Genomic DNA, 25,197 nt, shown 5'->3' with positions numbered 1-25,197 from the left:
GAGAAATCTGGGCCGACTGCGGTACGGACACTAGGCCGTAACCGCTTCGTAACTTGTCGGGGATTCTATGGAGTCCCGGGCATGCCCCACCCCCGCGCTTGAGAGTAGTCAGCACAATGCTCATTCATGACAAGACTGGTGTTCGACCACCTCACCAACTGGATCACGGCTGCTGCCAGCGAACATTCGCTGGACCTGGCCACCCACATCGAGGAACGCACCGGCGCCAGTCACCGCGCCGCCACGGCCGCGCTGAAGCGCCTGGTGGAGGCCGGCTGGCTGGCACGCTCCGGCAGCAGCCGCAGGCCTGTTTTCGCGCCCGGCCCGCTGCGCCAGGTGGCGCGCAGCTACACCCTCCACGGCCTGCAGGAAGACCTGCCCTGGCAGCGCGACTTCGCGCCCCATTTCGCGCTGCCTCGGCATGTCGAGCGCATGGTTCAGCACGGCTTCACCGAGCTGGTCAACAACGCGGCCGACCACTCCGGCGGCAGCAGCGTCACCGTGTCGCTGCGTCAGACGCCGACCCATGTGCAGCTGCTGGTCAGTGATGACGGCTGCGGCGTGTTCGACAAGATCTGCACTGCCTTCCAGCTCGAAGACACCCGGCACGCGATGCTGGAGCTGAGCAAGGGGCGCCTCACCAGCGCACCCGATGCCCACACCGGCCGGGGCCTGTTCTTCAGCAGCCAGCTGGCCGACGTGTTCGACATCCACGCCAACAACACCGCCTATCAGAAGCGCGCCTGGGAAAGCAGCGGCTGGAAGAAGGGCCGCGCGCTGCCGCGCCAGGGCAGTTCGATCTACATGGCGATTGCACTCAATACGACGCGCACGCTGGACGGTGTCATGGAAGCCTGGAGCATCCAGGGCGACGGCATCGAGTTCGACCAGACCCGCGTCCAGCTGCGCCTGCTGACGACGGAAGGCCAGGCGCTGGATTCCCGCGCAGCCGCTCGCCGGGTGGGCTCACGGCTGACCACCTTCAAGCGCGCGGAGATCGATTTCGACGGTGTGACCGACGTGGGCCACGGCTTCACGGACGAGCTGTTCCGCGTGTTCGCCAAGGCGAATCCGCAGATCGAGCTGGTGGCCATCAACACCAGCCTCCGCATCGCGGCACTCGTGAAGAGCGCTCGCGCCGGCTAGGGTTTGCGCAGGGCGGGCACAGGCGGCACCGGTATGCGGGGGCCGACATACCCGTGCACTTCGCCGAAACGCCCGCCGTCCGCGCGTGTCCAGTCGTCCGCCCAGACCTGCATCTCCACAGGCTCGCGACCAACGAAGTTCCACCACAGCAGCGGTGGCTGGGCCCAGGGTTCGCCGCCAAGCAGCAGCAGGCGTGTCGAAGCCGCACAGCGCAGCTCGATGGATTCGCAGCCCGGGCCGATGTAGAGCAGCGTGCCCGGCGTGACGGTCTCGACCGCGTCGTGGCCGGCCGGGCTGACCTCGACCTCGCCTTCCAGCAGCATCACGCCGTGCTCGAAGCGCGCGTCCAGCGCCAGCGTCGCGCACGCCGGGCCGGCGGCAGCCAGGTCGGCGCCCAACAGCGGTGTGAAGCTGGGCACCGGCGAACGCTGGCCGGCGAGTTCGCCAATCAACACGGTTGCGTCCCAGCCCTCGGCCAGCGACGCGCGCGGCAGATCGGCGAAATGCTGGAAGCTCGGCGCCCGCTCCCGCTCGGCGTCCGGCAGTGCGATCCACAACTGCGCCAGGTGAATGCGGTCGGACAGCGACTCCTCGCTGTGCGAAATGCCGTGGCCGGCCGTCATCAGGTTCACCTGGCCGGCCCGCAGCACCTGCTCGGAGCCCAGGCTGTCGCGGTGCAGAATCTCGCCCTCGATCATCCAGCTGAAGGTCGACAGCCCCGTGTGCGGATGGGGGCCGACATTCATGCGCTTCTCGGGTGGCAGCGTGGCGGGGCCGGCGTGGTCCGCAAAGCACCAGGCCCCGATGACGCGACGGGCCTTGTTCGGCAGCGCGCGCTGGATGGGAATGCCGCCCACGTCGCCGACATGGCTGGTGATGCGCTCGACAAGGAACGGCGCAGTCATGACGACCTCTTCTGCACGAACTCGACAAAGCCACGGACAAACTGATCCAGCTGCGCGTGCACCTTGTCGTCCACCAGCTTGCCGTCCGCATCGAACACCGCGCCGGCCTTGGACACCATCAGCCGCCCACCCATCCAGAAGTCGCTGCCAAAGGTGCGGAAGACCGACAGGATGGCGTCCTGCGACTGCACGGTACCGAAGCCGCCGGGCGTCGCACCCATCAGGCCCGTGGGCTTGCCGCCGAACAGCTTGGCGCCCTCGCCGCTGGGGCGCGACAGCCAGTCCAGGCCGTTCTTCAGCACGCCGGGGATGGCGTTGTTGTACTCGGGCGTGCTGATCAGCAGCGCATCGGCGGCGCGGATCTCCTCGCGCAGCGCGGTCACCGCCTCGGGGATGCCTAGCGCCTCGACGTCGCCGTCGTAGAGCGGAACGCCATGCAGGGTGCGCAGCTCGATCGTGACGCCTGCCGGTGCCAGTGCGATGGCCGCGCGCAGCAGGGCGGTGTTATAGGAGGCGCGGCGCAGCGCGCCGCTGAGGGCAATGATCTTCATGGCGAGGGCTTTCGAGGGGCGATGCAGCCATGATGCCAGCGCGTCAGCGGCGGTGCAGTGCCGGCGACGGACGCGCTCAGCAGACCCAGCGCAGAGAGCGGGTGGCGGGGTGCCCGGACTAGGATGCACGCCCGTCTTGCGCGACCCTTGAAATTTCCACGATGCACCAGTTCACCCTGCCCGACATGAGCTGCGGCCACTGCGTCGCAGCCATCACCGACGCGCTGAAGGCGGCGGACGCCCGGGCGCGCATCGACATCAACCTCCAGACCAAGACCGCCCGGGTCGACAGCACCCTACCCCGTGACATGCTCGCCGCCGCGCTGGCGGAAGCCGGTTACCCCCCCACTTCTGAGCCCACCCCCAACTGAGGGGATGCCCCCGAAGCCTGGGACACCCAAGACAGCCGCCGGCACCTAGCATCGGTGGATTCGACCCCGGAGCTGCCATGCACGCCCTCAAGACCCTTTGCCTGGCCGCCACGCTGGCCACAATGTCCATCCCCGCCTGGGCCGCCCTGACCTACGCAGGCAGCGGCTCCTACAACCTGGGCAGCTCCACCGGCCCCGGCGGCACGCCAGCCGCCTCAACGAACTGCGGCAGCCTGCAGCCCTTCAGCGGCACGGATGCTCTGGAGTTCAACGGCAGCGGCATCAACAACATCGGCATCCACGCCTACTCGTGCAACGACTCGGGCGTCGTCAATTTCGGCAGCCGCTCCTCCGGCGAAAACACCTACTACGCGCAGGGCGTCGCGTCGGTGCTTGGTTCGCTGACCGTCGGTGAGAACGAGACCTTCTCCTTCTTCATCAACGCAGGCGAAGTAGGCGCCTTCGGCAGCACGGCCTTCACGGCCGGCGAGTACCAGAAGTCCTCGCTGACGATCAAGCTCACCATCGACGGCACGGTCTATCTGGACGAGGCCTGGAGCGCCGAGGTCGGTACCGGCGGCGACACCAGCACCAGCGCCTACAGCAGCAATGGCACTCGCTCCGTTGTCACGAACAGCAACAGCGGCTCCGGCTTCTTCAGCTACGGCGTGCTGGGCGGCTACTACGACATCCCGCTGACCGAAGGCACGCATGACATCTCCTACGTGATGACATCGATCGCCTCCGGCAACGTCCTCACCACCGGCATCTGCACGGCCTATCTGCAGGGCAACAAGAACCAGGAAGGCGTTGCGGCCCGCGTTGCCGCCGCTGCGGAAGGGCCGGAAGGCCCGCCGATCGGCGAGGCTTTCACGTCCTACTGCGGTGCCGGCGCGCGCTCGGGCGACCCCTTCCCGAGCAGTGACTTCGAGCCCATCGCCCGCGCCCAGGCCGTGGAGCTGCCCGAGCCCATGACCGCCGGGCTGACGCTGACGGCGCTGCTGGCTGCAGCCGGCGTGCGCCGCCGCAACAGCAAGCGCTGAGCGACAGAAGCTCCAAGTAAAGGCGGGCCCGAAGGCCCGCCTTTTTTCATGCCTGAAAACTTCAGGCGAAGCGGAACGGCAGCTCGCGCTGGCGTTGGCCGGTCAGCCGCGCCACGGCATTGGCAAGCGCCGGTGCCAGCGCCGGCAGGCCCGGCTCGCCCATGCCCTTGGGCGGGTCGTTGCTGGGCACGATGCTGACGGTCATCACCCTGGGCGCGTCCGTGATGCGCGGCATGGCCATGTCGTAGAAGTTGTTCTGCTCGACCACGCCGTCCTTGAACGTCACGCGGTGGGTCGGCATCGTCGTGGCCAGGGCCATGATGGCGGCGCCCTGAACCTGCGTCTCCACGGAGCGCGGGTTGATGCAGAGGTTGCAGTGCACGCCGGCATGCACTTCGTCCAGCACCGCCTGGCGATCCTTGCCTTTGCCCTTCAGATGGGCGACAACGACATAGGCGACGACCGACTCAAAGCTCTCGTGCACCGCCACGCCCCAGGCCTGACCGGCCTTGAGCTTGCGCTTGCCGTAGCCGCTCTTGTCGACCGCTGCCTGCAAGGCCAGGCGATGCCGCTCGGCCTTGGCGTTGCCTGCCATCAGCTTGAGCCGGTAGGCCACCGGGTCCTGTTTCGTCGCGAAAGCGATCTCGTCGACCAGCGTCTCCATCACATAGGCCGTATGCGTGGAGCCCACCGAGCGCCACCACAGCACCGGCACGTTGACGTCCGGGTGGTGGACGCTCAGGTTCATCGGGATCTCGTAGGGGTCGCGCATGCCCTCGGTCGTCGTGCCGTCCACGCCCTTCTGGTAGCCGAAGCCTTCCAGCGGCGAGCCCTTCAGGATGCTCTGGCTGACGATGCGGTGCTGCCAGCCGCTGATCTTGCCGGCGGCGTCGAAGCCGATTTCGGCGCGGTGCACGGTCATGGGGCGGTAGTAGCCGGCCTTGACGTCATCCTCGCGGCTCCAGATCACCTTGACCGGCATGGGCTTGCCGGCCTGGGCCAGCGCCACGGCCACGGCCGCCGCCTCGCGCGGGTACTCGCTCGCCGGCGTGGCGCGCCGGCCGAAGCCGCCACCGGCCATCTGCACATTGATCTGCACCTGCTCCGGCTTCAGCCCCACGGTCTTGGCGATGCTCATCGCATCCAGGCCGGGCATCTGCGCCGCGTAATAGACATCGCAGCGGTCGGCCTTCAGGTCCACCGTGCAGGCCAGCGGCTCCATCTGCGCATGGTTCAGGTAGGGGAAGACGAAGTCGGCACTGATCTTCTTCGGTGACTTGGCCCAGGCGCTCACGTCAGCCTGCAGTTCGGGCTTGGGCGCCGGTGTGCCGGGCGTCCTGGCGAGTGCCAGGTATTGCTTGGTCAGCGCCGCCGTGTCGGGCTTGGCGACGCCGCCCAGGTCCCAGTCGACCTTGAGCGCATCGCGCCCCTTCTTGGCCGCCCAATATCCGCTGGCGACAACCGCCACGCCCTGGCCACCACGGTCCAGCGTCACCGGCAGCACGGCCTTGACACCCTTGACCTTGAGCGCCTCGGCCGAATCGAGCTTGCCGATCTTGCCGTTGAAGACCGGCGGGCGCTGGATGACGGCCACCGCCATGCCCGGCAGCTGCACGTCCATGCCGTAGGCCTGGGCGCCGGTGCTCTTGGCCTGGCTGACGACCAGGCCAGTCGGCTTGCCGATGAGCTTGAAGTTCTTCGGGTCCTTCAGCGTGACGGCCTCGGGCACGGCCTGCTTCATCGCCGCATCGAAGAACTCGCCATAGCCGGCGCTCTTGCCGCCGCCACTGATGACGCCGTTCTCGGCCTTCAGCGATGCGGCCGGCACGCCCCAGGCCTCGGCTGCGGCGCCGACGAGCATGGCCTTGGTGCGCGCGCCCAGCTCGCGGTACTGCTGGTAGCTGTTCTTCACGGAGTTGGAGCCGCCGGTCAGGTGCATGCCGAACAGCGGGTCCACATAGGCGGCCTTCTGGTCGCCGAAGCCGGTGCGCACCTTGCTCCAGTCGGCGTCCAGCTCCTCGGCGCAGATCATGGCCAGGCCGGTCTCCACGCCCTGGCCCATGTCCATGCGGTTGCACAGGATGGTGGTCGTGCCGTCCTTGGCGATGGTGACGAAGGCGAGCGGCTGCTCGGTGGGCTTGGCGCCGGGCTTGGGCGCCTGCGCGCCGCTCATGCCAGGCAACAGGGCCAGGCCAACGGCGCCCCCGACGGTGGTGGTGACGAAGGCCCGGCGGGAAAGCGCGCCGGTCAGGGCGGCGTCGATGCGTCTTGGATTCAGCATGTCAGGCCCTTCAAGCGAGTTGACCCGCGGCCGCATGGATGGCGGCGCGGATGCGGGTGTAGGTGCCACAGCGGCAGATGTTGCCGGCCATCGCTTCGTCGATCTGGGCGTCGCTGGGCTTCTTGTTGCTCTTCAGCAGAGCCACGGCGCTCATCACCTGGCCGCTCTGACAGTAGCCGCACTGGGCCACGTCATGCGCGACCCAGGCGGCCTGCACCGCCCGGCCGACCTTGTCGTTGGCGACACCCTCGATGGTCGTCACCGGCCCTTGCACCGAGGAAACCGGTGTCATGCAGGCTCGCACTGGCGCTCCTGCCACATGCATGGTGCAGGCGCCGCATTGCGCCGCGCCGCAGCCGAATTTGCTGCCGGTGAGCTGCAGCTCCTCTCGCACGGCCCAAAGCAGGGGCATGTCGGGGTCGGCGTCGAGAGAGACGGCGCGACCGTTCACGGTCAGATTGATCATCGGGGGGCCTTTGGGTGTGGGACGCGGCGACTCTAGCCACAAGCAGCGTCCCAGTACATCAGTCAGGTATAGCGCTTGCTCCGGCCGGCTGAATGGCCTTGGCCAGCGCGTCCATGGCGACTGGCTTGACCAGATGGCCATCAAAACCCGCCTGGGCCGAACGCTGCAGGTCCTCTGGCCGGCCGTAGCCGGTCAGCGCGACGAGGCGCATGCCCGCCGCCGCCGGGTTGGCGCGCAGGCGCCTGGCCACTTCGTAGCCATCCATGCGCGGCAGGCCGATGTCCAGCAGCACCACGTCGGGCCGCCAGGCGATCGCCATCGTCAGCGCATCGTCGGCGCTGAAACCGGTCTGCACCTCGTGGCCGTCGGCACTCAGCATCAGCGCGAGCGATTCGGCGGCGTCCTCGTTGTCGTCGATGAGCAGCACCCGCCGCGCCGGCGGGCCGGCCGTTGGCGCCGCAGCGCCGGCGGGTGCGGCCAGCGTCGTCAGCGGCAGGCGGATCTCGAACGTGGCGCCGGCGCCCACGCCCGGGCTGCTGGCCTTGACCCGGCCGCCATGCATCTCCACCAGACGCCGCACGACGGACAGCCCGATGCCCAGGCCGCCCTGGGCGCGGTCCAGCGTGCGTGCGCTCTGCACGAAGAGGTCGAAGACGACGGGCAGGACCTCCGACGCGATGCCGGCGCCGCTGTCCTGCACGCGGATGAAGGCTTCCCCATCGTTCTGCTCCAGCTCCAGGCGGACGAGGCCGCCGGGGTCGGTGTACTTGGCCGCGTTGGACAGCAGGTTGACGACGCATTGCTCCAACCTGGCCGCGTCGCCCAACACGGTCAACCCGCCCTGCGCCTGGACCGTCAGCCGGTGCCCGCGCCCCTGCATGGCCGGCCCGGCAGCTTCGACGGCCGAGGCGATGACGGCGGCCAGGTCGACCGGCCGGCATTCCAGCTCGATGCGGCCATGGGTGATGCGCGACACGTCGAGCAGGTCGTCCACCATGCGCGTCATCTGCTGCACCTGGCGGTTGATGATCTCGACCGCGCGGCGCGCCGGCGCCTCGCTGGGCAGCGTGCGCAGCATCAGCTCGGCCGAGTTGCGGATGGGCGCCAGCGGGTTGCGCAGCTCGTGGGCCAGCATGGCAAGGAACTCGTCCTTGCGGCGGTCGGACTCGCGCAGCGCATGCTCCATCTGCTTGCGGTCGGTGACGTCGAAGGTCAGCCCGCTGAGGCCGGCCACCGAGCCCGAATCGGCGCGCACCGGTACCGCCCTGACCTCCAGCCAGCGCTCCTCACCGTTGTCCGGGCGCAGGATGCGGATCTCTTCGGTGAAGGCGACGCCTTCAAGCAACGCCACGTCGATGCGGCCACGAAACCGCGGCAGATCCTCGGCGTGCACGAGGTCGAAGCCCGTCTCGAGGCTGGCGGGCGCGACGCCCAGCACGTCGGCGGCGTTGTCCGAGAGAGTCAGCCGCAGGGTGCGCGCATCGATGTCCCAGGTGAACATCTGCGCATTGGCCAGGAACAGCCGCAGCTGCTCCTCGCCGGCGCGGCGCTGGCGGTCCAGCTCGATGAGGGCGGACACGCGCGCCAGCAGCTCGCGCGCCGTGAAGGGCTTGACGAGGTAGTCGTCCGCCCCGGCGCCCAGGCCCTCGATCTGCGCCTCCTCGCCGGCGCGGGCCGACAGCAGCACCACGGGCAGCGTGCGCGTGCGCTCATCGGCGCGCAAGGCGGCCAGCAGCTCAAAGCCGTCCAGCCGGGGCATCATCACATCGGACAGCAGCAGCGCCGGCCGCTCGCGGCGCGCGGCGGCCAGCGCCTGCTCGCCGTCGGCCACGTCCTCGACACGGAAATACGGCGCCAGCAGGCTGCGCAAGTACTGGCGCATGTCGGCGTTGTCGTCGGCAATGACGATGCGCGCGCCCAGCGTGCTGCGGTAGCGCTGGCCGATCTGCGCCAGTGCGCTGCCCGGCCCGCCCGTCCCAGGCGTACCCGCTGCCTCGCCGTGAACCTCGCCCGGCAGCCAGCGCAGCGCCTCCTGCACATAGCCGGGCGCCTGGCTGGCGCTCGACACCTCGGCGCGGTCGTGGCTGACCTGCTCGGCCGGCAGATGGGCGTGGCCGAAGGGCAGGCGCAGCGTGAAGCGCGTGCCTTGGCCGAGCTGGCTGTCCACGGCGATGTCGCCCTGGTGCAGGCGCATCAGTTCCTGCACCAGTGCCAGGCCGATGCCGCTGCCCTCGTGCGTGCGCGCCGGCCCGCCCTCGATGCGATGGAAGCGCTCGAACAGTCGCGGCACCTCGTGCTCGGCCACGCCGACGCCGGTGTCCTCTATGGCCACGACGGCCATGCCCTTTTCGGCCGTCACCTGCACCGAGACGCCGCCATGCAGCGTGTACTTCAGCGCGTTGGACAGCAGGTTCAGCACGATGCGCTCCCAGTGGTCGCGGTCGACATAGACCGGCGCGGGCAGCGTCGCGCAGGCCACGCGGAAGACCAGGCCGGCCTTTTCCATCGCCGAACGGAAGGTGCTGGCCAGCTCGCCGGTCAACGCGGCCAGGTCGGTGGGCCGGAAGGTGGACCTGACACGGCCGGCCTCGATGCGCGAGAACTCCAGCAGCGCGTTGACGAGCTTGGACAGCCGGCGCGCATTGCGCTCCACCATCGTCAGGCGCTCCTGCTGCGCGTGCGACAGGTCGCCCTGGCTCAACGCGTCGTGCAGCGGCCCCAGCATCAGCGTCAGCGGCGTGCGGAACTCATGGCTGATGTTGGAGAAGAACTGCGTCTTGGCGCGGTCCAGGCGGGCCAGCTCCTCGGCCTTGTGCCGCTGCAGTTCGTAGGCCTGGGCGTGGCCGATGGCGGCGGAGAGCTGCTGCGCCACCAGCAGCAGGAAGTCGGTGTAGGCGCCTGCGGGCAGGCGGTGCGGGCTCAGGCCGACGACGAGCACGCCTTCACTGCCCGCATCGCCCGAGGGCCGGATGGGCAGCAGCATGGCCCGGCGCGGCGCCTCCTGCCAGTCACCGCAGGGCCAGGCGATGTCGGCCGGCAATGTCTGCACAAGCTGTGGCCGCTGAGACGCCAGCACCTCCTCCGCCCGCCACGGCGCGGTGCGGAAATCCAGCGCCTGTGCCGCTTCCAGCCAGGGCCCTGGCGCGCCGGCACTGGCGGCCAGCGTGAAGGCCGACTCGCCGTGGGAGCGCAGGAGCACGAGGGCGAAGGGCAGGTCGCGGCGGTTGGTCTGCAAGGCCTGGGCGCAGCGCTGCACCGCCTCGTCGACCGTGCGTGCATCGGCGGCGCGCATGGCCAGTTCGCGCAGCAGGGCGAGCTGGCGTTCGCCGATGACGCGCTGCGTCTCGTCGGAGTTGGCGCAGATGATGCCTGCCGGCAAGCCGTCGTCGCCGGGGATGGGGCTGTACGAGAAGGTGTAGTAGGTCTCCTCGGGGTAGCCGTTGCGCTCCATGATGAGGAGCTGGCTTTCCACGAACGTGCCATCGCCGCTCAGCGCGCTCTGCAGCATGGGCTCGATGTCGTCAAAAAGCTCACGCCAGACGGTTGCCGTCGGCAGGCCCAGCGCCCAGGGATGCTTGCCGCCGACGATGGATTGATAGGCGTCGTTGTAGAGGTAGGTCAGCTGCGGGCCCCAGCCGACCCAGATCGGCTGGCGCGAGGTGAGCATGATGCGCACGACCGTCTTCAGGCTGCGCGGCCACCGGGCCGGCGCTCCCAGCGGCGTGGCGGCCCAGTCGTGGCGGCGCATGAGCTCGCCCAGCTCGCCGCCGCCCGCCATGAAGGCGGTGTCGGGATCTCGTGGCGGGGTCACGGGTTCACTCATTGGGGCGGGCGCGGCATTGCGGGCGATAACGATACCGCGAGCCGGTGGCCGCAGGTGTAGGCGGCAGCCGCTGAACTGCGGGCCGAGCGCCGGGCCGCTGCCAAGCCGGCCCTTGGGTCAGGGCTTCATGCCCGGGCGTACTTGGCCAGCGCCTGCAGCAGCGCGGCCAGGCCGAGCGGCTTGGTGAGGTGGGCCTCGCAGCCGGCGGCGAGGGACTGCTGCGCGTCGGTGTCGAAGGCGTTCGCCGTCAGCGCGACGATGGGCGTGCGCGGCAGGCCCTCGGCGGCCTCGATGGCCCGCCACCGGCGCGTGGCCGACAGGCCGTCGACGACCGGCATCAGCATGTCCATCAGCACCAGGTCGAAGTGATCCTGGCGCAGCGCGGCCACGGCTTCCTCGCCATCGCGCACGCGGGTGATGCGGTGGCCCAGCGGCGCCAGCATGCCCTCGATGACGAGCACGTTGACGTCGTTGTCCTCGGCCAGCAGCAAGGCCAGCGAACGGCTGGGGGCGACGCGCTCGGTGCGCGGGTCGCCGGCCAGGTCGGCATGCGGAGGCGCGGTGTCGGCCAGGTCCAGGCTGACCTCGAAACGGCTGCCCTCGCCCAGGCGGCTCTTCACGCTGACGTCACCCCCCATCAGCCGCGCCAGGCTGCGCGTGATGGACAGGCCGAGGCCAGTGCCGCCGAACTCGCGCGCGATGGACGCGTCGGCCTGCGCGAAGGGCTGGAAGATGCGCTCCAGCCGCTCGGGCGCGATGCCGATGCCGGTGTCCTGCACGCTGATGGTGACCCGCTCGTCCGCCCCGCGCGCGAGCTCCACCGTCACGCCGCCCGCCTTGGTGAACTTGATCGCATTGCCGACGAGGTTGGTGACGATCTGCGCGACGCGCTGCTGGTCGCCGCTCACCCAGCCGGTGGCCTCGGTACGCGCGAACACGCGCAGCCACAGGCCCTGGCTTTGGGCGCGCTCGCGCAGCAGTTCGAGCTGCAGGTCGACGAGGTCCACCAGGTTGAAGGGGTGGGTGGCCAGCTCCAGCCGGCCGCTCTCGATGCGGGCGTTGTCGAGCAGGTCGTTGATGAGGGCGAAGACCTGCCGGCCGGCGTGGCCCAGCACCTCGACGTAGTGGGCCTGCTCCGGCTTGAGCGGCGAACGGGCCAGGATGTCGGAGAAGCCCAGCACCGCGTTCATCGGCGTGCGCATCTCGTGGCTGACATGCGCCAGCAGCTCGGTCTTGGCGCGGCTGCGCGCCTCGGCCAGCTCGCGCTCGCGCATCAGCTCCCGTGCGCGCGCCTGGACCTGCCTCTCACGTTCGATGGCGGTCAGCAGCAGCGCCAGTGCCAGCAGGTAGAGGGCAGGCGCCGGCGTGGCCAGCAGGCCGTTCAGCACACCAGCCCAGGCGGCACCGGCAATGGCCAGCAGGGCCACCCCGGCCGCCAATGCCTGGTGGCGCAGCAGCAACGGCAGGGCACCGAGTGCGAGCAGCACGGCGGTCAGCAGCCAGACGGCGGCGCCGCGCTCACGCAGCAGCGGCACGGGCTCGGCACCCAGGGCCTCGAACACGGCCGCGTTGTGCGCCGCGCCGAACAGCCGGCCCTCCGGCAGCATGACCTCGTCCGCGAAGAAGGCGCTGCTGCCGACGAAGACGCTGCGACCGGCGAGCTGGCGCGCCAGATCGGCGTCGTCCACCTCGCCGAGGGCCGCGCGCATCAGGCGCTGCCAGCTCACGCGCGGCAGCTCGCCGCCCTCCTTTGTTGACATCAAGGGCAGGCGCAGCCGCAGTCGGGCCTGCTCGTCGACCGGCCAGCGGCGCGTGCCGGCGATCAGCTCGCCGCCCTCGATGCGCCAGGCGGTCGCACCATCGGCCCGCAGCCGCGCGGCCAGGGCCAGGCTGGGCAAGGCGCGGCCCTGCACCTGGTGCAGCAGCGGCAGGCGGCGCAGCAGGCCGTCGTCGTCCAGCGCCGCCGAGATCAGCCCCAGGCTGCCGCGCGCCGTCAGCGCGTCCAGCAGCGTGTCGGGCGGCGCCGTCAACGCGGCCCAGCGCTTGCCGGCCGGCGCGCCGCCGACGCGCTGCAGCGCGGCCTCTTCGGCCGGGCTGGGGGTCGCCAGCTCGACGGCCACGCGTTGGCCCGGCAGCAGGCCGGCCGCGGCCAGCACGACCGGCGGCTCGGCAGCAAGCGCCTTCGCCAGTTGGGCATCGCCTTCGCGCGGGCCGGCAAAGACGATGTCGATGACCACGAGGCGCGCCCCGGCGTGGCGCAGGTAGTCGAGCATCAGCGCATAGACCTCGCGCGAGTACGGCCACTCGCCCAGCGGCTGGCGCAGCGCGCGCAGCGAGGCGTCGTCGATGTCGACGACGACGCTGCTTGGCGCGGCCGGCGCCGGTGCGGCAGCGCGCACGAGCAGGTCGCCGATGGCGCGGTCCACGCGAGGCTGCGCGCCGACGAGGCTCAGCAATGCCCAAAGCGCCAGGGCGCCGGGCAGGGCGAACCAGGGCCAGCGTTTCAAAGCAGCGGGATCAACGCGAGCGGCAGCAGCCATAGCCACCGCGGGTAAGGCACCTCGATCATCTGCGTCTGGCCCCAGGGACCGGCGACGCCGGCCGCGTTGAACGCCCGGGCGCGCAGGAAGTATTTGCCCCATGACGGCTTGGCCATCGTCACCTCGGGCTTGTCGGTGGTCAGGCGCTGCAGGTCAGGGCCGTCGAAAGTCTCCAGCTTGGCCCACTCCAGCTCATAGCGCACGACGCCCTTGTCGGCACGCCAGCGCAGCTTGAGCTGGTCGCCGCTGAGGTCGGACTCGGCCGGCGGCGGCGCGGGCGGAGGCGGCTGGATCTCGAAGGTCTGGGCATCACTGAACGGGCCGGCGCGACCGCTGGCTTCGACCGAGGCGATGCGCCAGTGGTAGGCACCGTCGGGCAGCTTCGCTTCGTAGGCCGCCGAATCGATGGGCGGTGGCTGCAACACCAGATCCTTGAACCCGGCATCCCGCGCGACCTGCAGGCGCACGTCGGGCGCGGCGGTGTTGCGCGTCCAGGCCAGGGCCATGGCGCCGTTGTAGCTGATGGCGCCCTGCGCCGGCGCCTGGATGAAGGGCGGCTCGGGGCGGGCCTGCAGGCGCACGATGGCGTCCGCTGCCAGGCCTTCCTGGCCGTTCACGTCGATGGCGCGCACGCGCAGGGTGTAGTCGCCATCCGGCAGCTCGCGCGCTTCGGCCCAGGCGGCCACCGGCTCGGTGACACGGGCGTCAAGCAGCAGGCGGTCGAAGTCGTCCCGGGCATAGAGCTGGGCCCGCCAGGCGACGGCGCCAGCAGGCGATGCGGCCCAGATGAGGCGCAGCGGCAGGCGCTCCGCCGTGCCCGGCAGGGTGCCCAGGTCGGGTGCCGGCAGCAACGCAGAGACGGCGCGCAGCGCCGAGATCGCCCGCAAGCCCTGTCCGGCGGCAACATCGGTCTGGACACCCTCGGCATGCACGGCACCGTGCAGCACCTGCATGCGGCTCTCCAGGCCGGCCGTCTGCACGCGGAACTCGGTCCCGCGCACGCCCAGGTTGACGTGCGGCGTGCGTACTTCGTACAACGGCACACGCTGGGCATTGGGCGCAACGCGGCTGTCCGCCCCACCCTTGGCCAGGCCCAGGCGCACGGCCGGAATGGCGCCGCGGCCGAGCACGAGCAGTTGCTCCAGCGCGACCTCGCTCTCGGGCGGGATCAGCAATCGCGAGCCGTCGGCAAAGCGCAAGGACGCGCTGGCCTGGGCGCCGGTGCGCACGCGGTCGCCGCTCTGCAGCGTGGCGCCTACTGTCAGTCGCTCCAGCGGCTCGCTGCCCGCGCCGCGCTGGCGCTGCACGTCGCCGCGCACGAACACGGCCTCGGCGACGCTGGCCTCGCGCCGCAGCCAGGCTACCGGCATGCGCAGCGTCGAGCCGGGCATCAGCCGCAAAGGGTCAGGTACGCGGTTGAGCTTCTGCAGGTCACGCCAGGTCTTGGGCGGCGTGAGCCAGGCGTCGGTCAGCGTGATGAGCGTGTCACCCCGCTGGATGACATAGCGCCAGTCGGCGTCGGCGGCCAGCGTCTGCGCGCTGCTTGCACCACTCAATGCCAGCAGACTCGCAGCCAGCCAGACTCTCAAGATATTCATATGACCTCCCACTCCCCTGCAGGAAGGCGGATGGTAGCCAGGGTCGAGAATGCCGCTGGCGTTTTTAGGAGGGCCGATGGTCACGTTCCCGAACTTTGTCGCGTGGCTGCGCCGGCACCGCTGGGCCTGTTTCGCGCTGATGACCGTGAGCTTCACCGTCTTCGGTCTGCTGACGCTGGACCTGGCGCGGCTGGTGGGCAGCAATGCCATGTTCGTCTCGGACAATGGCTGGCAAGGCCTGCAGGACGGCGGCCTGCGGCAGTTGCTGGAGCTGCTGGTCTCGTGCGTGGGCGCGATGGCGGCCTGGCTGCTGTTCAAGCTCTGCGAGACCGTGCTGATCCAATCGCTGACCAAATAGAGGAGGCAGGCGCCACAAGCGCTGCGCCCCAAAACCACAAGACCCGAGGAGACCCCATGCCGGTTCTGAACACCCAGCTCAACCCCCGCTCGGCCGATTTCAAGGCCAATGCCGACGCCATGCGCGGCCTGATCGACGACCTGAACGCCAAGCTTGCGCAGATCGCCCAAGGCGGCGGCGACGCGGCCCGCGCCAAGCACACCGCCCGCGGCAAGCTGCTGCCGCGCGACCGCGTCGAAATGCTGCTGGACCCGGGCACGCCCTTCCTGGAGCTGGCGCCGCTGGCCGGCCTGAACCTCTACGACAACGCCGCACCGGGCGGCGGCGTGGTGGCCGGCATCGGCCGTGTGTCGGGCGTGGAGTGCGTCATCGTCTGCAACGATGCGACGGTCAAGGGCGGCACCTACTACCCGATCACGGTCAAGAAGCACCTGCGGGCGCAGGAAGTTGCCGCGCAGAACCGCCTGCCCTGCATCTATCTGGTGGACAGCGGCGGCGCCAACCTGCCGAACCAGGACGAGGTCTTCCCCGACCGCGACCATTTCGGCCGCATCTTCTTCAACCAGGCCAACCTGTCGGCCGCCGGCATCCCGCAGATTGCTGTCGTCATGGGCTCGTGCACCGCTGGCGGCGCCTATGTGCCGGCGATGAGCGACGAGACCATCATCGTCAAGAACCAGGGCACCATCTTCCTGGGCGGCCCGCCGCTGGTGAAGGCGGCCACCGGCGAGGTCGTGACGGCTGAGGACCTGGGCGGCGGCGACGTGCACACGCGCCTGTCCGGCGTGGCGGACCATCTCGCCAACAACGACACGCATGCGCTGGCCATCGCGCGGCAGTCGGTGGCGCGGCTGAACTGGACCAAGGTCAATCCGCTGGCGATGCAGGAGCCCAGGGCACCGCTGTCCGACCCGGCCGAGCTGCACGGCGTCATCCCGACCGACACGCGCAAGCCCTTCGACATCCGCGAGGTCATCGCCCGCATCGTCGATGGCTCGGAGTTCGACGAGTTCAAGGCCCGTTACGGCGCCACGCTGGTCTGCGGCTTCGCCCACATCGAAGGCATGCCGGTCGGCATCGTCGCCAACAACGGCATCCTGTTCGCTGAGAGCGCCAACAAGGGCGCCCACTTCATCGAGCTGTGCTGCCAGCGCAAGGTGCCGCTGGTCTTCCTGCAGAACATCACCGGCTTCATGGTCGGCCGCAAGTACGAGAACGACGGCATTGCCCGCGCCGGCGCCAAGATGGTGACGGCCGTGGCCTGTGCCGCCGTGCCGAAGTTCACCGTCATCATTGGCGGGTCCTTTGGCGCCGGCAACTACGGCATGTGCGGCCGTGCGTACAGCCCGCGCTTCCTGTGGATGTGGCCGAACGCGCGCATCTCGGTGATGGGCGGCGAGCAGGCGGCCAGCGTACTGAGCACCATCCGCCGCGACGCCATCGAGGCCAAGGGCGGCGCCTGGAGCGCCGACGAAGAGGAAGCCTTCAAGGCGCCCCTGCGCCAGCAGTACGAAGACCAGGGCCACCCCTACTACGCCTCCGCCCGGCTGTGGGACGACGGCGTCATCGACCCGGCCGACACGCGCCGCGTGCTGGCACTCGGGCTGTCGGCGTCGCTGAATGCGCCCATCCCGGAGACGAGGTTCGGCGTGTTCCGGATGTGATGGTGATTCGCGAACTCCAGGCCAGCGACTCGCTCGAGGCGCTGACCGCGCTGCTGCACCTGTCCTATGCATCGCTGGCCGCGCAGGGCTGGAACTTCACCGCCGTCGACCAGAGTGTTGCGGTCACGCGTGATCGCCTGGCCGGCGCCCAGGGCTTTGTCGCCCATCTGGACGGCCGCCTCGTCGGCACCGTCGCCGTGCGCGGTCCCAAGCGCCTCGGCGAGGCCTATATCGCCGACCCGCCGCCGCCGCTGTACACGACGCCCGGCACGGCCATCCTGTCGCAGCTGGCCGTGCACCCGGACTGCCGCGGGCAAGGCGTGGGCGAGCGGCTGCTCGACGCTGCCGAGGCCTGGGCGCGCGAGCAGGGCTTTGCGCAGCTGGCGCTGGACACCGCTGAGCCCGCCGAAGCGCTGCGCCGCCGCTACGAGCGGCGTGGCTACGTCACCGTGGGTGGCGTGCAGTGGCAGGGCAAGACGTATGCGTCGGTGCTGATGACCAAGCCGCTCGCCTAGCCGCCGGACAATCCGACCTCAAGGAAATACCGCCATGAGCACCTGCCTGACCGTCACGATCGACGGGCCCGCCGCCCGCGTCACGCTGAACCGCCCGGAGGTCCGCAACGCCTTCAACGAGGTGTTGATCTCCGAGCTGACCCACGCCTTCACGACGCTGAGCCGGGAGCCAACGCTGCGCGCCATCGTCCTCGCCGCCGAAGGCAAGGCCTTCTGCGCCGGCGCCGACCTGAACTGGATGAAGGCCATGGCCGGCTACTCGTGGGAGGAGAACCACGCCGACGCCACCCGGCTGGCCGACATGCTGTGGGCCATCTACAGCTGCCCGGTGCCGGTCATCGCGCGCGTGCAGGGCGACGTGTACGCCGGCGGCGTGGGGCTGGTGGCTTGCGCGGATGTCGTCGTGGCCGTGGATGCAGCGGGCTTCTGCCTCAGCGAGGCCAAGCTCGGCCTGCTGCCTGCCACCATCGGGCCGTACGTCGTCAAGGCGCTGGGCGAGCAGGCGTCGCGGCGCTACTTCGTGACGGCGGAGCGCTTCTCGGCTGCCGAGGCGAAGGCGCTCGGCCTGGTGCACGAAGTCGTTGCTGCCGACACGCTGGACGCCAAGGTCGACGAGCTCCTCGCCGCCATCGCCGCCAACGGCCCTGCCGCTGTGCGCGCCTGCAAGCGGCTCGTCAAGGACGTGGCCGGCCGCGAGATCACGCCGGACCTGCGCGACGACACGGTGCGGCGCATCGCCGACATCCGCGCCAGCGCCGAGGGCCGCGAGGGCGTGCAGAGCTTCCTGAACAAGGGCAAGCCATCGTGGCTGGCCTCGCCATGAGCATCCTCAAGTACAGCTTCCCGCTGACGCCGCCCGCGCCCAGACCAACGGTCAAGCGCAGCTACGGCAACCCCGAGTTCCGGCTCGACCTGCTGTCCAAGTGGCGCCAGATCCCGACGGATGAAGACAGCGCGCTGAACTTCCAGTCGGACGAGGACGGCGCCGTCATCGTCATCTCGGTCGACCTGCTGGACATCACGGTCGACCAGGCGCAAGCCATCGCCGAGCAGTGCATGGCAAGCCGCGTCGAAGCCATCCAGTCGGCCAGCGCCAAACCCGTGCAGGTGCTGCAGCAGTCCATCAAGCCGCATGCAGGTGGCGTCGGTTTGGAAATGTCGTTTGCCTCGGACGTGGCGGGCGAGCATGTGCATCTCTACCTGGGCTACGTGACGCCGCGCAAGATCCTGAACTTCTCCATGGTCTGCCAGCCCGGCAGACAAGACGCCATGACGCTGTTCAACGCGACCGTGCCCGGCTTCCGGCCGCGCCTGCCCTAGGGCGCCGTTGCCATGCCCCAGCTCGATGCCATCCAGTTGCTCGCCCTCGCCGCTGCCCTCGGCTGGGCCAGTGGCCTGCGCCTGTACCTGACGGTGCTGCTGGTCGGCATCGCCGGGCATTGGGGCTGGGTCACGCTGCCGCCGGGCCTGCAGATCCTCGGCACGCCGCTGGTCATGGCCTGCGCTGCCGCGCTGGCCTTCATCGAGTTCCTGGCCGACAAGATCCCGCTCGTCGACAGCGCCTGGGACGCGCTGCACACCTTGATCCGCATCCCCGCCGGCGCGGCGCTGGTGGCCGGCCTGGTGAGCGGCTGGGCGGGCGACCACGGCAGCGCCTGGAGCGTGGTGGCCGCGCTGCTGGGCGGCGGCCTGGCCGCAACCGCCCACACCGCCAAGGCCAGCACGCGCGCGGCCGCCAACACCTCGCCCGAACCGTTCTCCAACATCGGCCTGTCGCTGGCCGGTGATGTGGCCGTGCCCACGATGCTGTGGCTGGCCTGGGCGCACCCGTTTGTCTTCTTCCCGCTGCTGGCTCTGACGCTCGCCGTCATGGTCGCGCTGATCTGGTTCTGCTTCAGATTCCTGCGCGCCCTCGTCCGGCGCCTGAGACGCCCCGCCTCCGCATGACTTCCCTTCAAGACCGCAGCCGCGCCGCCGTCTGGCATCCCTGCACGCAGATGGCCCGCCTGGCAGACGTGCCGCCCCTGCCCATCGCACGCGGCGACGGCCCCTGGCTGTTCGACGCCGAGGGCCGCCGCTACTTCGACGCCAACTCGTCCTGGTGGGTCAACCTGTTCGGCCACAGCGACAAGGCACTGCACGACGCCATCAAGCAGCAGCTCGACACGCTGCCCCATGTGATGCTGGCCGGCTGCACGCACGAGCCCGCCGTGCGGCTGGCCGAGCGCCTGTCCGCCCGCACCGGCGGTGCGCTGGGCCATGCCTTTTTCGGCAGCGATGGCGCCAGCGCGGTCGAGATCGCGCTGAAGCAGAGCTTCCACTCGTGGAAGAACCGCGGCCGTGCGGACAAACGCGAGTTCGTCTGCCTGAAGAACAGCTATCACGGCGAGACGCTGGGCGCGCTGAGCGTGACCGACGTGCAGGTCTTCCGCGATGCCTACGACCCGCTGCTGATGCGCGCCCACATCGTGGCGTCGCCTGATGGGCGCCTGGGTAGCGAGGCCGAGGCTTTGGATGCGATGCGGGCGCTGCTGGCCGAGCGTCACGCTTCAATAGCCGCCGTCATCGTCGAGCCGCTCATCCAAGGCGCGGCCGGCATGGTCATGTACGCGCCGGCCTATCTGAAAGGTCTGCGCGAGCTGACCCGCGAGTTCGGCGTGCATCTCATCGCCGACGAGATCGCCGTCGGCTGCGGCCGCACCGGCACCTTCTTCGCGTGGGAACAAACGCAAGCCGAGTGGCCGGATTTCATCCTGCTGTCCAAGGGCATCACCGGCGGCACGCTGCCGCTGTCGCTGGTGCTGACGACGGACGATGTCTTCGCCGCCTTCTGGAGCGAGGACGTCACGCGCGGCTTCCTGCATTCGCACTCCTACACCGGCAACCCGCTGGCCTGCGCGGCGGCGAATGCCGTGCTGGACCGCTTCGACGCCGGCCAGCTCGACGCCAACCGCGCCCAGGCCGATTCGCTGGCCCGCGCGTTTGCGCCCCTGGCCTCACGCGTCACCCACCTGCGCCAACGCGGCATGATCCTGGCCTTCGATGTGCCAGATGCACCGCCGCGATTCGCCGAACGCTTCCATCTCGCCGCGCGCGAACACGAGCTGCTGATCCGCCCCATCGGATCGACCGTCTACCTGATGCCTCCCTACCTGATCGACGACCCGACCGCGGCCTTCCTGGCGCAGGCCGTGACCGCGACGCTCAACGATGTCCTTGCTTGATCACCTGAGCGCCAAGCTCAACGCCCTCGCCGCGCAGAGCCTCACCCGCAGCCTGCGCCGAGCCGACAACGGCACCGCGCCGCGCCAGCGCATCAACGGCCGCGAGCTGTTGATGTTCTGCTCCAACGACTACCTGGGCCTGGCCGCCGAGCCGCGGATTGCCGCGGCCATAGCCGAAGGCGCGCGGCTGTGGGGCGGCGGCTCGGGCGCATCGCCGCTGGTCAGCGGCCACAGCGCCGCGCACGAGGCCGTCACCGACACGCTCGCCCGCTGGTACGCGCCGCACATCCCGCAGGCGCGTGCGATTGGCTTCTGCACGGGCTACATGGCCAACCTGGCGGTCGTCACGGCCTTGGGCGATGAGCACACCGAGATCTTCTCGGAGCAGCTCAACCACGCGTCGCTGATCGACGCCGCACGGCTGGCCAAGGCCAAGGTCACGCGCTACGGCCACGCCGACGTGGCCGGCCTGCGCGCGCTGCTGGCCGCCAGCACCGCCAAGGTCAAGCTCATCGTGACGGACGCCGTCTTCAGCATGGACGGCGACCTGGCGCCGCTGCCCGAGCTGCTGAAACTCGCCAACGAGTTCGACGCCTGGCTGATCGTCGACGACGCGCATGGCTTTGGCGTGCTCGGCGCGCAAGGCCGCGGCTCCCTGGAGCACTTCGGCCTGAACAGCGAACGGCTCATCCTTGTTGGCACGCTGGGCAAGGCCGCGGGCCTGTCCGGCGCCTTTGTCGCCGCCCACGCCACCATCGTCGACTACCTGCTGCAGTCGGCCCGCAACTTCATCTTCTCGACCGCCTCGCCACCGGCCATCGAGCATGCGCTGCTGACCAGCTTCGCGCTCATCGAAGGCCCGCTGGGCGCCGCACGCCGCGCCAACCTTGTCGCGCTGCAGGCCCGGCTGCGTGACGGTCTGATGGCGCTCATCGACCACCACCCGCGCCTGGGTTGGCAGCTGACCGACTCCGCCACGCCCATCCAGCCGCTCATCGTCGGCGGCAATGCCGAGGTCATGGCCCTCGCCGCCGCGCTGGAGAGCGCCGGCCTGCGCGTGCCCGGCATCCGCCCGCCCACCGTCGCGGCCGGCACGGCGCGGCTGCGCATCACGCTGTGCGGCACGCACACGCCGGCCGATGTGGATGAGTTGCTGACTGCGCTGGAGCGGGCTGCGGCGACGCAGGAACAAGCCGCATGAAGGGCTTCTTCATCACCGGCACGGACACGGAAATCGGCAAGACCTTCGTGACGGCCGCGCTGACCCGCGCGCTTGCTGCAAGCGGCCTGCGCGTCGCGCCGATCAAGTCGCTGGCGGCCGGCCAGGCGTTCGTCGATGGCAGCTGGGTCAACGAAGACGTCGCCACGCTGGTCGCCGCGCAGAACCTGGGCCTGACCGACAGCGACGTCGGCCCGCTGCAATTCCGCGAGCCGTGTGCGCCGCATATTGCCGCGCGGCTTGAGGGCCGCAGCATCGAGCGTGAACCTTTGCTGGCCGCCATCCGGGCGACGGCGGCCAAGGCGGAGATTGCCCTTATCGAAGGCGTGGGCGGGTTCTGCGTGCCGCTCGATGATTCCTGGGACACGGCCGATCTCGCCGTCGATCTGGCCCTGCCCGTCATCCTCATCGTCGGCCTGCGCCTGGGCTGCATCAACCATGCGCTGCTGACGGCAGAGGCCATCCGCGCCCGGGGGCTGACGCTTGCCGCCTGGGTCGCCAACACGGTCGACCCGCATCAGGCGCATGTCGCCGACAATCTCGCCTCGCTGCAGGCCGGCCTGAAGGCGCCCTGCCTTGGCCACCTGCCTCGACTTACAGACCCGCTGGCCGCGCCAGCCTGTCTAGACATCTCAGCATTGCTTGCCGCATGAACCAGATCCAGACCCTCACCCCGACCGCCGACGCTGACCGCCGCCAGGCCAAGCCCTGGACCGTGAGCGAGATCGCGGCGCTGTTCGAGCTGCCCTTCAACGACCTGCTCTTCCGCGCGCAGACCGTGCACCGCGAGCACTTCGATGCCAACGCGGTGCAGCTGTCCACGCTGCTGTCCATTAAGACCGGTGGCTGCGAGGAGGACTGCGCCTACTGCCCGCAGTCGGCCCACTTCGACACCGGCCTGAAGGCCGAGAAGCTGATCCCGCTGCAGGAGGTGATGGAAGCCGCCCGCGCCGCCAAACTCAACGGCGCGACGCGCTTCTGCATGGGCGCCGCCTGGCGCTCGCCCAAGCCGCGTCACCTGGACGCCATCGGCGAGATGATTGCCGAAGTGAAGGCGCTCGGTCTGGAGACCTGCCTGACCGCCGGCATGCTGGAAGACGGCCAGGCCGAGCAGCTCAAGAGCGCGGGGCTGGACTACTACAACCACAACCTCGACACCGCGCCCGAGTTCTACGGCCAGATCATCACGACGCGCACGTATCAGGACCGCCTGGACACGCTGGAGCGCGTGCGCCAGCAGGGGCTCAAGGTCTGCTCCGGCGGCATCGTCGGCATGGGCGAAACGCGCCGCCAGCGCGCCGGCCTGATCGCGCAGCTCGCCAACCTCGACCCGTATCCGGAAAGCGTGCCCATCAACAACCTGGTGCAGGTGGAAGGCACGCCGCTGGCGGGCGTGGCGCCGCTTGACCCGCTGGAGTTCATCCGCACGATTGCCGTCGCCCGCATCACGATGCCGCGCGCCATGGTGCGCCTGTCCGCCGGCCGCGAGGAGATGCCCGAGACCATGCAGGCCCTGTGCTTCCTGGCCGGCGCCAACTCCATGTTCTATGGCGACAAGCTGCTGACGACGAGCAACCCGCAGGCCGAGAAGGACCGTGCGTTGCTGGAGCGGCTGGGGATGCGCTGCGCCACCGAGGCGGAACTGCCTGTACCCGCCGCCGACAAGCTGGACGTCTGCCGCGCACATTGAGCGCCTGGCAGTGATGCAGCGCCGGTGAGACGACAACAGCACCGCCGGCGCGACGCGTTTCAGGGAGGAGTCATGTCAACAAAGAACTTGAGTCACCGCTGGCTATACGCCGGGCTGACCCTGCTGGCGGGCGCAGCGTCGGCGGGCGAGTTGCTCATCGAGCAGAGCCTTGCCGACGACGGGGCGCTGCTGGTGCGCTACACACCGCCCGAGGGTGTGCGCGAGTTGCCGCTGTTCGACCGCTCGCAGACGATGGCCACGGTCTGGGGCGAGATGGCCGCGCCGCTGGATGGCTGCGCCACCATCGCCCTGAAGCCGCGCACCACGCTGCGGCTGAACGGCGAATGCACGTCGGCCACCGTGCGCTTCACACCGCGCCTGCTCAACCGCTACGCCGTCTACGAACCCGCCTTCGCCATCGGCGCGTCGGCCGTGCTGAGTTACACGGGCTACTACGCCGTGGCGCTGCCGGGGCACTCGCTGCGCTGGCGCTGGATGCCGGGCGCCGGTGCACACGCCGTGGTGGCGGGGCGCCTGGCCACGCAACCGGTGGACCGCGCGATCAGCGCCGAGCAGGTGGCATTCGCTGCGCAGGACGAAGGCCGGACCCAGGCCGGCTGGGCCGCGCTGGCCGCCCTTGAATACACCTTCCTCGGCAAGGCCGCCGTCGAGCCGCTGCCCGGCGGCGTGCTGATCCACGACGGCCGGCTGGATGCCGACAGACTGGAGGCCGTGCGCTCGGCGCTGGGCAGCGTGACCACCCGGCTGACGCGCGCCTATGGCGTGGCGCCGGCCGGCCCATGGGCCGTGCTGGCCAGCACCTCGTCTGCGGTGCCCGGCTTTCGGGGCGACGTGACGCCGGGCCGCATGATGAGCCTGCGTTTCAACGAGGCGCCGCCCAAGGAGCCGGCCAAAGCCATGAGGCAGACACGCTGGTTCGTGTCGCACGAGGCCACGCACTGGTGGGATACCGGCGTTTTCCGCACCGACCATGACCGCCCCTGGATCCACGAAGGCCATGCCGACTGGATGGCCGGCCTGTTGATGCACGAGGCCGGCCAGTTCGACAGCGAGCGCTGGCGCGCGGAGATGGACACGGCGCTGAACAGCTGCCAGTTCGCGCGCCGCGACCGGCCGGCCGCGACGCTGCCCATCGGCTTCAACCGCGACGACGAGCCCTATGCCTGTGGCCACGTCACCTGGCTGCTGGCGCAGTCCCTGCGCCCCCGCGATGCGGCATCGGTCGACATCGCCGCCAGCCCGTTCCGCGGCAGCACCGCGCCCATCGACGCCCAGGCCGTGGCCCGCTGGGCCGATGGTGGCCCGACGGGCGCGATGCACCGGCTGCTGCTGGACCCGAAGCAAGGCTGGCTCAGTGCCCTCAAGCGCGACTGGCCCGACCTCATCGAGGCGACCGCGCTGAAGGCGGGCGACACGCTGCCCCAACCGCTGCGCGGCCGCATGACTACCGCGTTGATGGGCGAGCTGATGAACGCCGACTGCGGCCGCCTCGGCTTCTGGACGAACGCCGATCACTTCCTCATCGAAGCGGTGCCCGCCTGCAAGACGCTGCGTGGCGACATGCGCGTGCGCCGCATCGCCGGCGTGTCGCCCTTCGACGACCCCGTCGCCGCGTGGCTGGCCGTGCGCGCGGCCTGCTCGGCGGGCCAACCCATCGCCCTCGGCACGGACGCCCCCCAACCCACGGCACTGGCCTGCCCGTCACCCACGCCCGAGATGCCCATCCAAGACTTGCTGCGCCTTCGGCCGCAAGCCGTGGAGCGGCTCGGGCTGGGCCATTGA

The 25,197-nt window shown here is 70.0% G+C and carries 21 protein-coding genes; 14 read left to right on the top strand and 7 right to left on the bottom strand.

Annotated elements, in window-relative coordinates:
- Window positions 1–126: 126 nt before the first annotated feature.
- Entirely contained in the window at window positions 127–1,146 is a 1,020-nt protein-coding gene (locus AC0IZJ_RS21150; RefSeq protein WP_471853450.1) for an STAS-like domain-containing protein, read from the top strand.
- Here the strand turns inward: AC0IZJ_RS21150 and AC0IZJ_RS21145 are convergent.
- Window positions 1,143–2,051, bottom strand: coding sequence for a pirin family protein (locus tag AC0IZJ_RS21145; protein WP_471853448.1), 909 nt, complete (start codon window positions 2,049–2,051; stop codon window positions 1,143–1,145). The two genes, AC0IZJ_RS21150 and AC0IZJ_RS21145, sit on opposite strands and share 4 nt — an antisense overlap.
- Window positions 2,048–2,602: an NADPH-dependent FMN reductase gene (locus tag AC0IZJ_RS21140; RefSeq protein WP_471853446.1), complete on the bottom strand. Its 555-nt coding sequence runs from the start codon at window positions 2,600–2,602 to the stop codon at window positions 2,048–2,050. The genes AC0IZJ_RS21145 and AC0IZJ_RS21140 overlap by 4 nt, the downstream gene beginning before the upstream one ends.
- 161 nt (window positions 2,603–2,763) lie before the next feature.
- Here AC0IZJ_RS21140 and AC0IZJ_RS21135 point away from each other — a divergent pair, with 161 nt between their 5' ends.
- Together AC0IZJ_RS21135 and AC0IZJ_RS21130 are read left to right on the top strand one after the other, a co-directional pair.
- A complete protein-coding gene (locus AC0IZJ_RS21135; RefSeq protein WP_471853443.1) occupies window positions 2,764–2,973 on the top strand; it encodes a heavy-metal-associated domain-containing protein in 210 nt (69 codons plus the stop codon).
- Between the two features lie 77 nt (window positions 2,974–3,050).
- Window positions 3,051–4,016, top strand: coding sequence for a hypothetical protein (locus AC0IZJ_RS21130; RefSeq protein ID WP_471853442.1), 966 nt, complete (start codon window positions 3,051–3,053; stop codon window positions 4,014–4,016).
- A 61-nt stretch (window positions 4,017–4,077) separates the two neighbouring features.
- Here AC0IZJ_RS21130 and AC0IZJ_RS21125 read toward each other — a convergent pair whose 3' ends face one another.
- The 5 genes from AC0IZJ_RS21125 to AC0IZJ_RS21105 form a co-directional block, all read right to left on the bottom strand.
- The gene (locus tag AC0IZJ_RS21125) at window positions 4,078–6,297 is read right to left on the bottom strand and encodes a xanthine dehydrogenase family protein molybdopterin-binding subunit (RefSeq protein WP_471853440.1); all 2,220 of its coding nucleotides are present in this window, start codon (window positions 6,295–6,297) and stop codon (window positions 4,078–4,080) included.
- 10 nt (window positions 6,298–6,307) lie between these two features.
- A complete protein-coding gene (locus tag AC0IZJ_RS21120; protein ID WP_471853439.1) occupies window positions 6,308–6,763 on the bottom strand; it encodes a (2Fe-2S)-binding protein in 456 nt (151 codons plus the stop codon).
- Between the two features lie 58 nt (window positions 6,764–6,821).
- On the bottom strand, window positions 6,822–10,574 hold the full coding sequence (locus AC0IZJ_RS21115; RefSeq protein ID WP_471853437.1) for an ATP-binding protein: 3,753 nt from the start codon (window positions 10,572–10,574) through the stop codon (window positions 6,822–6,824).
- Between the two features lie 137 nt (window positions 10,575–10,711).
- Window positions 10,712–13,093, bottom strand: coding sequence for a CHASE2 domain-containing protein (locus AC0IZJ_RS21110; RefSeq protein ID WP_471853436.1), 2,382 nt, complete (start codon window positions 13,091–13,093; stop codon window positions 10,712–10,714).
- The gene (locus AC0IZJ_RS21105) at window positions 13,090–14,724 is read right to left on the bottom strand and encodes a FecR family protein (RefSeq protein ID WP_471853434.1); all 1,635 of its coding nucleotides are present in this window, start codon (window positions 14,722–14,724) and stop codon (window positions 13,090–13,092) included. The genes AC0IZJ_RS21110 and AC0IZJ_RS21105 overlap by 4 nt, the downstream gene beginning before the upstream one ends.
- A gap of 76 nt (window positions 14,725–14,800) precedes the next feature.
- Here AC0IZJ_RS21105 and AC0IZJ_RS21100 point away from each other — a divergent pair, with 76 nt between their 5' ends.
- The 11 genes from AC0IZJ_RS21100 (at window position 14,801) to AC0IZJ_RS21050 (ending at window position 25,197) form a co-directional block, all read left to right on the top strand.
- Window positions 14,801–15,082 (top strand): hypothetical protein, encoded by a 282-nt coding sequence (locus AC0IZJ_RS21100; RefSeq protein ID WP_471853432.1) that lies wholly within the window; start codon window positions 14,801–14,803, stop codon window positions 15,080–15,082.
- Between the two features lie 56 nt (window positions 15,083–15,138).
- Window positions 15,139–16,746, top strand: coding sequence for a carboxyl transferase domain-containing protein (locus AC0IZJ_RS21095; RefSeq protein ID WP_471853430.1), 1,608 nt, complete (start codon window positions 15,139–15,141; stop codon window positions 16,744–16,746).
- A complete protein-coding gene (locus AC0IZJ_RS21090) occupies window positions 16,746–17,261 on the top strand; it encodes a GNAT family N-acetyltransferase (protein ID WP_471853429.1) in 516 nt (171 codons plus the stop codon). Before AC0IZJ_RS21095 ends, AC0IZJ_RS21090 begins: the two co-directional genes overlap by 1 nt.
- Before the next feature lie 34 nt (window positions 17,262–17,295).
- On the top strand, window positions 17,296–18,084 hold the full coding sequence (locus AC0IZJ_RS21085; RefSeq protein WP_471853427.1) for an enoyl-CoA hydratase/isomerase family protein: 789 nt from the start codon (window positions 17,296–17,298) through the stop codon (window positions 18,082–18,084).
- On the top strand, window positions 18,081–18,581 hold the full coding sequence (locus tag AC0IZJ_RS21080; RefSeq protein WP_471853426.1) for a hypothetical protein: 501 nt from the start codon (window positions 18,081–18,083) through the stop codon (window positions 18,579–18,581). Before AC0IZJ_RS21085 ends, AC0IZJ_RS21080 begins: the two co-directional genes overlap by 4 nt.
- A 12-nt stretch (window positions 18,582–18,593) precedes the next feature.
- Window positions 18,594–19,208, top strand: coding sequence for a DUF4126 domain-containing protein (locus AC0IZJ_RS21075; RefSeq protein ID WP_471853425.1), 615 nt, complete (start codon window positions 18,594–18,596; stop codon window positions 19,206–19,208).
- Window positions 19,205–20,485 (top strand): adenosylmethionine--8-amino-7-oxononanoate transaminase, encoded by a 1,281-nt coding sequence (gene bioA / locus AC0IZJ_RS21070; RefSeq protein WP_471853423.1) that lies wholly within the window; start codon window positions 19,205–19,207, stop codon window positions 20,483–20,485. The genes AC0IZJ_RS21075 and bioA overlap by 4 nt, the downstream gene beginning before the upstream one ends.
- Window positions 20,472–21,686 carry an aminotransferase class I/II-fold pyridoxal phosphate-dependent enzyme gene (locus AC0IZJ_RS21065; RefSeq protein ID WP_471853421.1) on the top strand — a complete coding sequence of 405 codons (1,215 nt, stop codon included), beginning with the start codon at window positions 20,472–20,474 and terminating at the stop codon, window positions 21,684–21,686. The genes bioA and AC0IZJ_RS21065 overlap by 14 nt, the downstream gene beginning before the upstream one ends.
- Window positions 21,683–22,357 (top strand): dethiobiotin synthase, encoded by a 675-nt coding sequence (gene bioD, locus AC0IZJ_RS21060; RefSeq protein ID WP_471853419.1) that lies wholly within the window; start codon window positions 21,683–21,685, stop codon window positions 22,355–22,357. Before AC0IZJ_RS21065 ends, bioD begins: the two co-directional genes overlap by 4 nt.
- Window positions 22,354–23,394: a biotin synthase BioB gene (bioB, locus tag AC0IZJ_RS21055; RefSeq protein ID WP_471853416.1), complete on the top strand. Its 1,041-nt coding sequence runs from the start codon at window positions 22,354–22,356 to the stop codon at window positions 23,392–23,394. The genes bioD and bioB overlap by 4 nt, the downstream gene beginning before the upstream one ends.
- A gap of 72 nt (window positions 23,395–23,466) precedes the next feature.
- Complete coding sequence (locus tag AC0IZJ_RS21050; RefSeq protein WP_471853414.1) at window positions 23,467–25,197, top strand: hypothetical protein; 1,731 nt, start codon at window positions 23,467–23,469, stop codon at window positions 25,195–25,197.

The sequence above is a fragment of the Roseateles sp. AC306 genome (assembly GCF_979253795.1).
This window is presented reverse-complemented; position numbering and strand designations above follow the sequence as displayed.

Excerpts from the sequence above, each read along its gene's own strand:
- AC0IZJ_RS21150 (WP_471853450.1), top strand. The coding sequence starts at position 127 with ATGACAAGACTGGTGTTCGACCACCTCACCAACTGGATCACGGCTGCT.
- AC0IZJ_RS21145 (WP_471853448.1), bottom strand. The coding sequence starts at position 2,051 with ATGACTGCGCCGTTCCTTGTCGAGCGCATCACCAGCCATGTCGGCGAC.
- AC0IZJ_RS21140 (WP_471853446.1), bottom strand. The coding sequence starts at position 2,602 with ATGAAGATCATTGCCCTCAGCGGCGCGCTGCGCCGCGCCTCCTATAAC.
- AC0IZJ_RS21135 (WP_471853443.1), top strand. The coding sequence starts at position 2,764 with ATGCACCAGTTCACCCTGCCCGACATGAGCTGCGGCCACTGCGTCGCA.
- AC0IZJ_RS21130 (WP_471853442.1), top strand. The coding sequence starts at position 3,051 with ATGCACGCCCTCAAGACCCTTTGCCTGGCCGCCACGCTGGCCACAATG.
- AC0IZJ_RS21125 (WP_471853440.1), bottom strand. The coding sequence starts at position 6,297 with ATGCTGAATCCAAGACGCATCGACGCCGCCCTGACCGGCGCGCTTTCC.
- AC0IZJ_RS21120 (WP_471853439.1), bottom strand. The coding sequence starts at position 6,763 with ATGATCAATCTGACCGTGAACGGTCGCGCCGTCTCTCTCGACGCCGAC.
- AC0IZJ_RS21105 (WP_471853434.1), bottom strand. The coding sequence starts at position 14,724 with ATGAATATCTTGAGAGTCTGGCTGGCTGCGAGTCTGCTGGCATTGAGT.
- AC0IZJ_RS21100 (WP_471853432.1), top strand. The coding sequence starts at position 14,801 with ATGGTCACGTTCCCGAACTTTGTCGCGTGGCTGCGCCGGCACCGCTGG.
- AC0IZJ_RS21095 (WP_471853430.1), top strand. The coding sequence starts at position 15,139 with ATGCCGGTTCTGAACACCCAGCTCAACCCCCGCTCGGCCGATTTCAAG.
- AC0IZJ_RS21090 (WP_471853429.1), top strand. The coding sequence starts at position 16,746 with ATGGTGATTCGCGAACTCCAGGCCAGCGACTCGCTCGAGGCGCTGACC.
- AC0IZJ_RS21085 (WP_471853427.1), top strand. The coding sequence starts at position 17,296 with ATGAGCACCTGCCTGACCGTCACGATCGACGGGCCCGCCGCCCGCGTC.
- AC0IZJ_RS21080 (WP_471853426.1), top strand. The coding sequence starts at position 18,081 with ATGAGCATCCTCAAGTACAGCTTCCCGCTGACGCCGCCCGCGCCCAGA.
- AC0IZJ_RS21075 (WP_471853425.1), top strand. The coding sequence starts at position 18,594 with ATGCCCCAGCTCGATGCCATCCAGTTGCTCGCCCTCGCCGCTGCCCTC.
- bioA (WP_471853423.1), top strand. The coding sequence starts at position 19,205 with ATGACTTCCCTTCAAGACCGCAGCCGCGCCGCCGTCTGGCATCCCTGC.
- AC0IZJ_RS21065 (WP_471853421.1), top strand. The coding sequence starts at position 20,472 with ATGTCCTTGCTTGATCACCTGAGCGCCAAGCTCAACGCCCTCGCCGCG.
- bioD (WP_471853419.1), top strand. The coding sequence starts at position 21,683 with ATGAAGGGCTTCTTCATCACCGGCACGGACACGGAAATCGGCAAGACC.
- bioB (WP_471853416.1), top strand. The coding sequence starts at position 22,354 with ATGAACCAGATCCAGACCCTCACCCCGACCGCCGACGCTGACCGCCGC.
- AC0IZJ_RS21050 (WP_471853414.1), top strand. The coding sequence starts at position 23,467 with ATGTCAACAAAGAACTTGAGTCACCGCTGGCTATACGCCGGGCTGACC.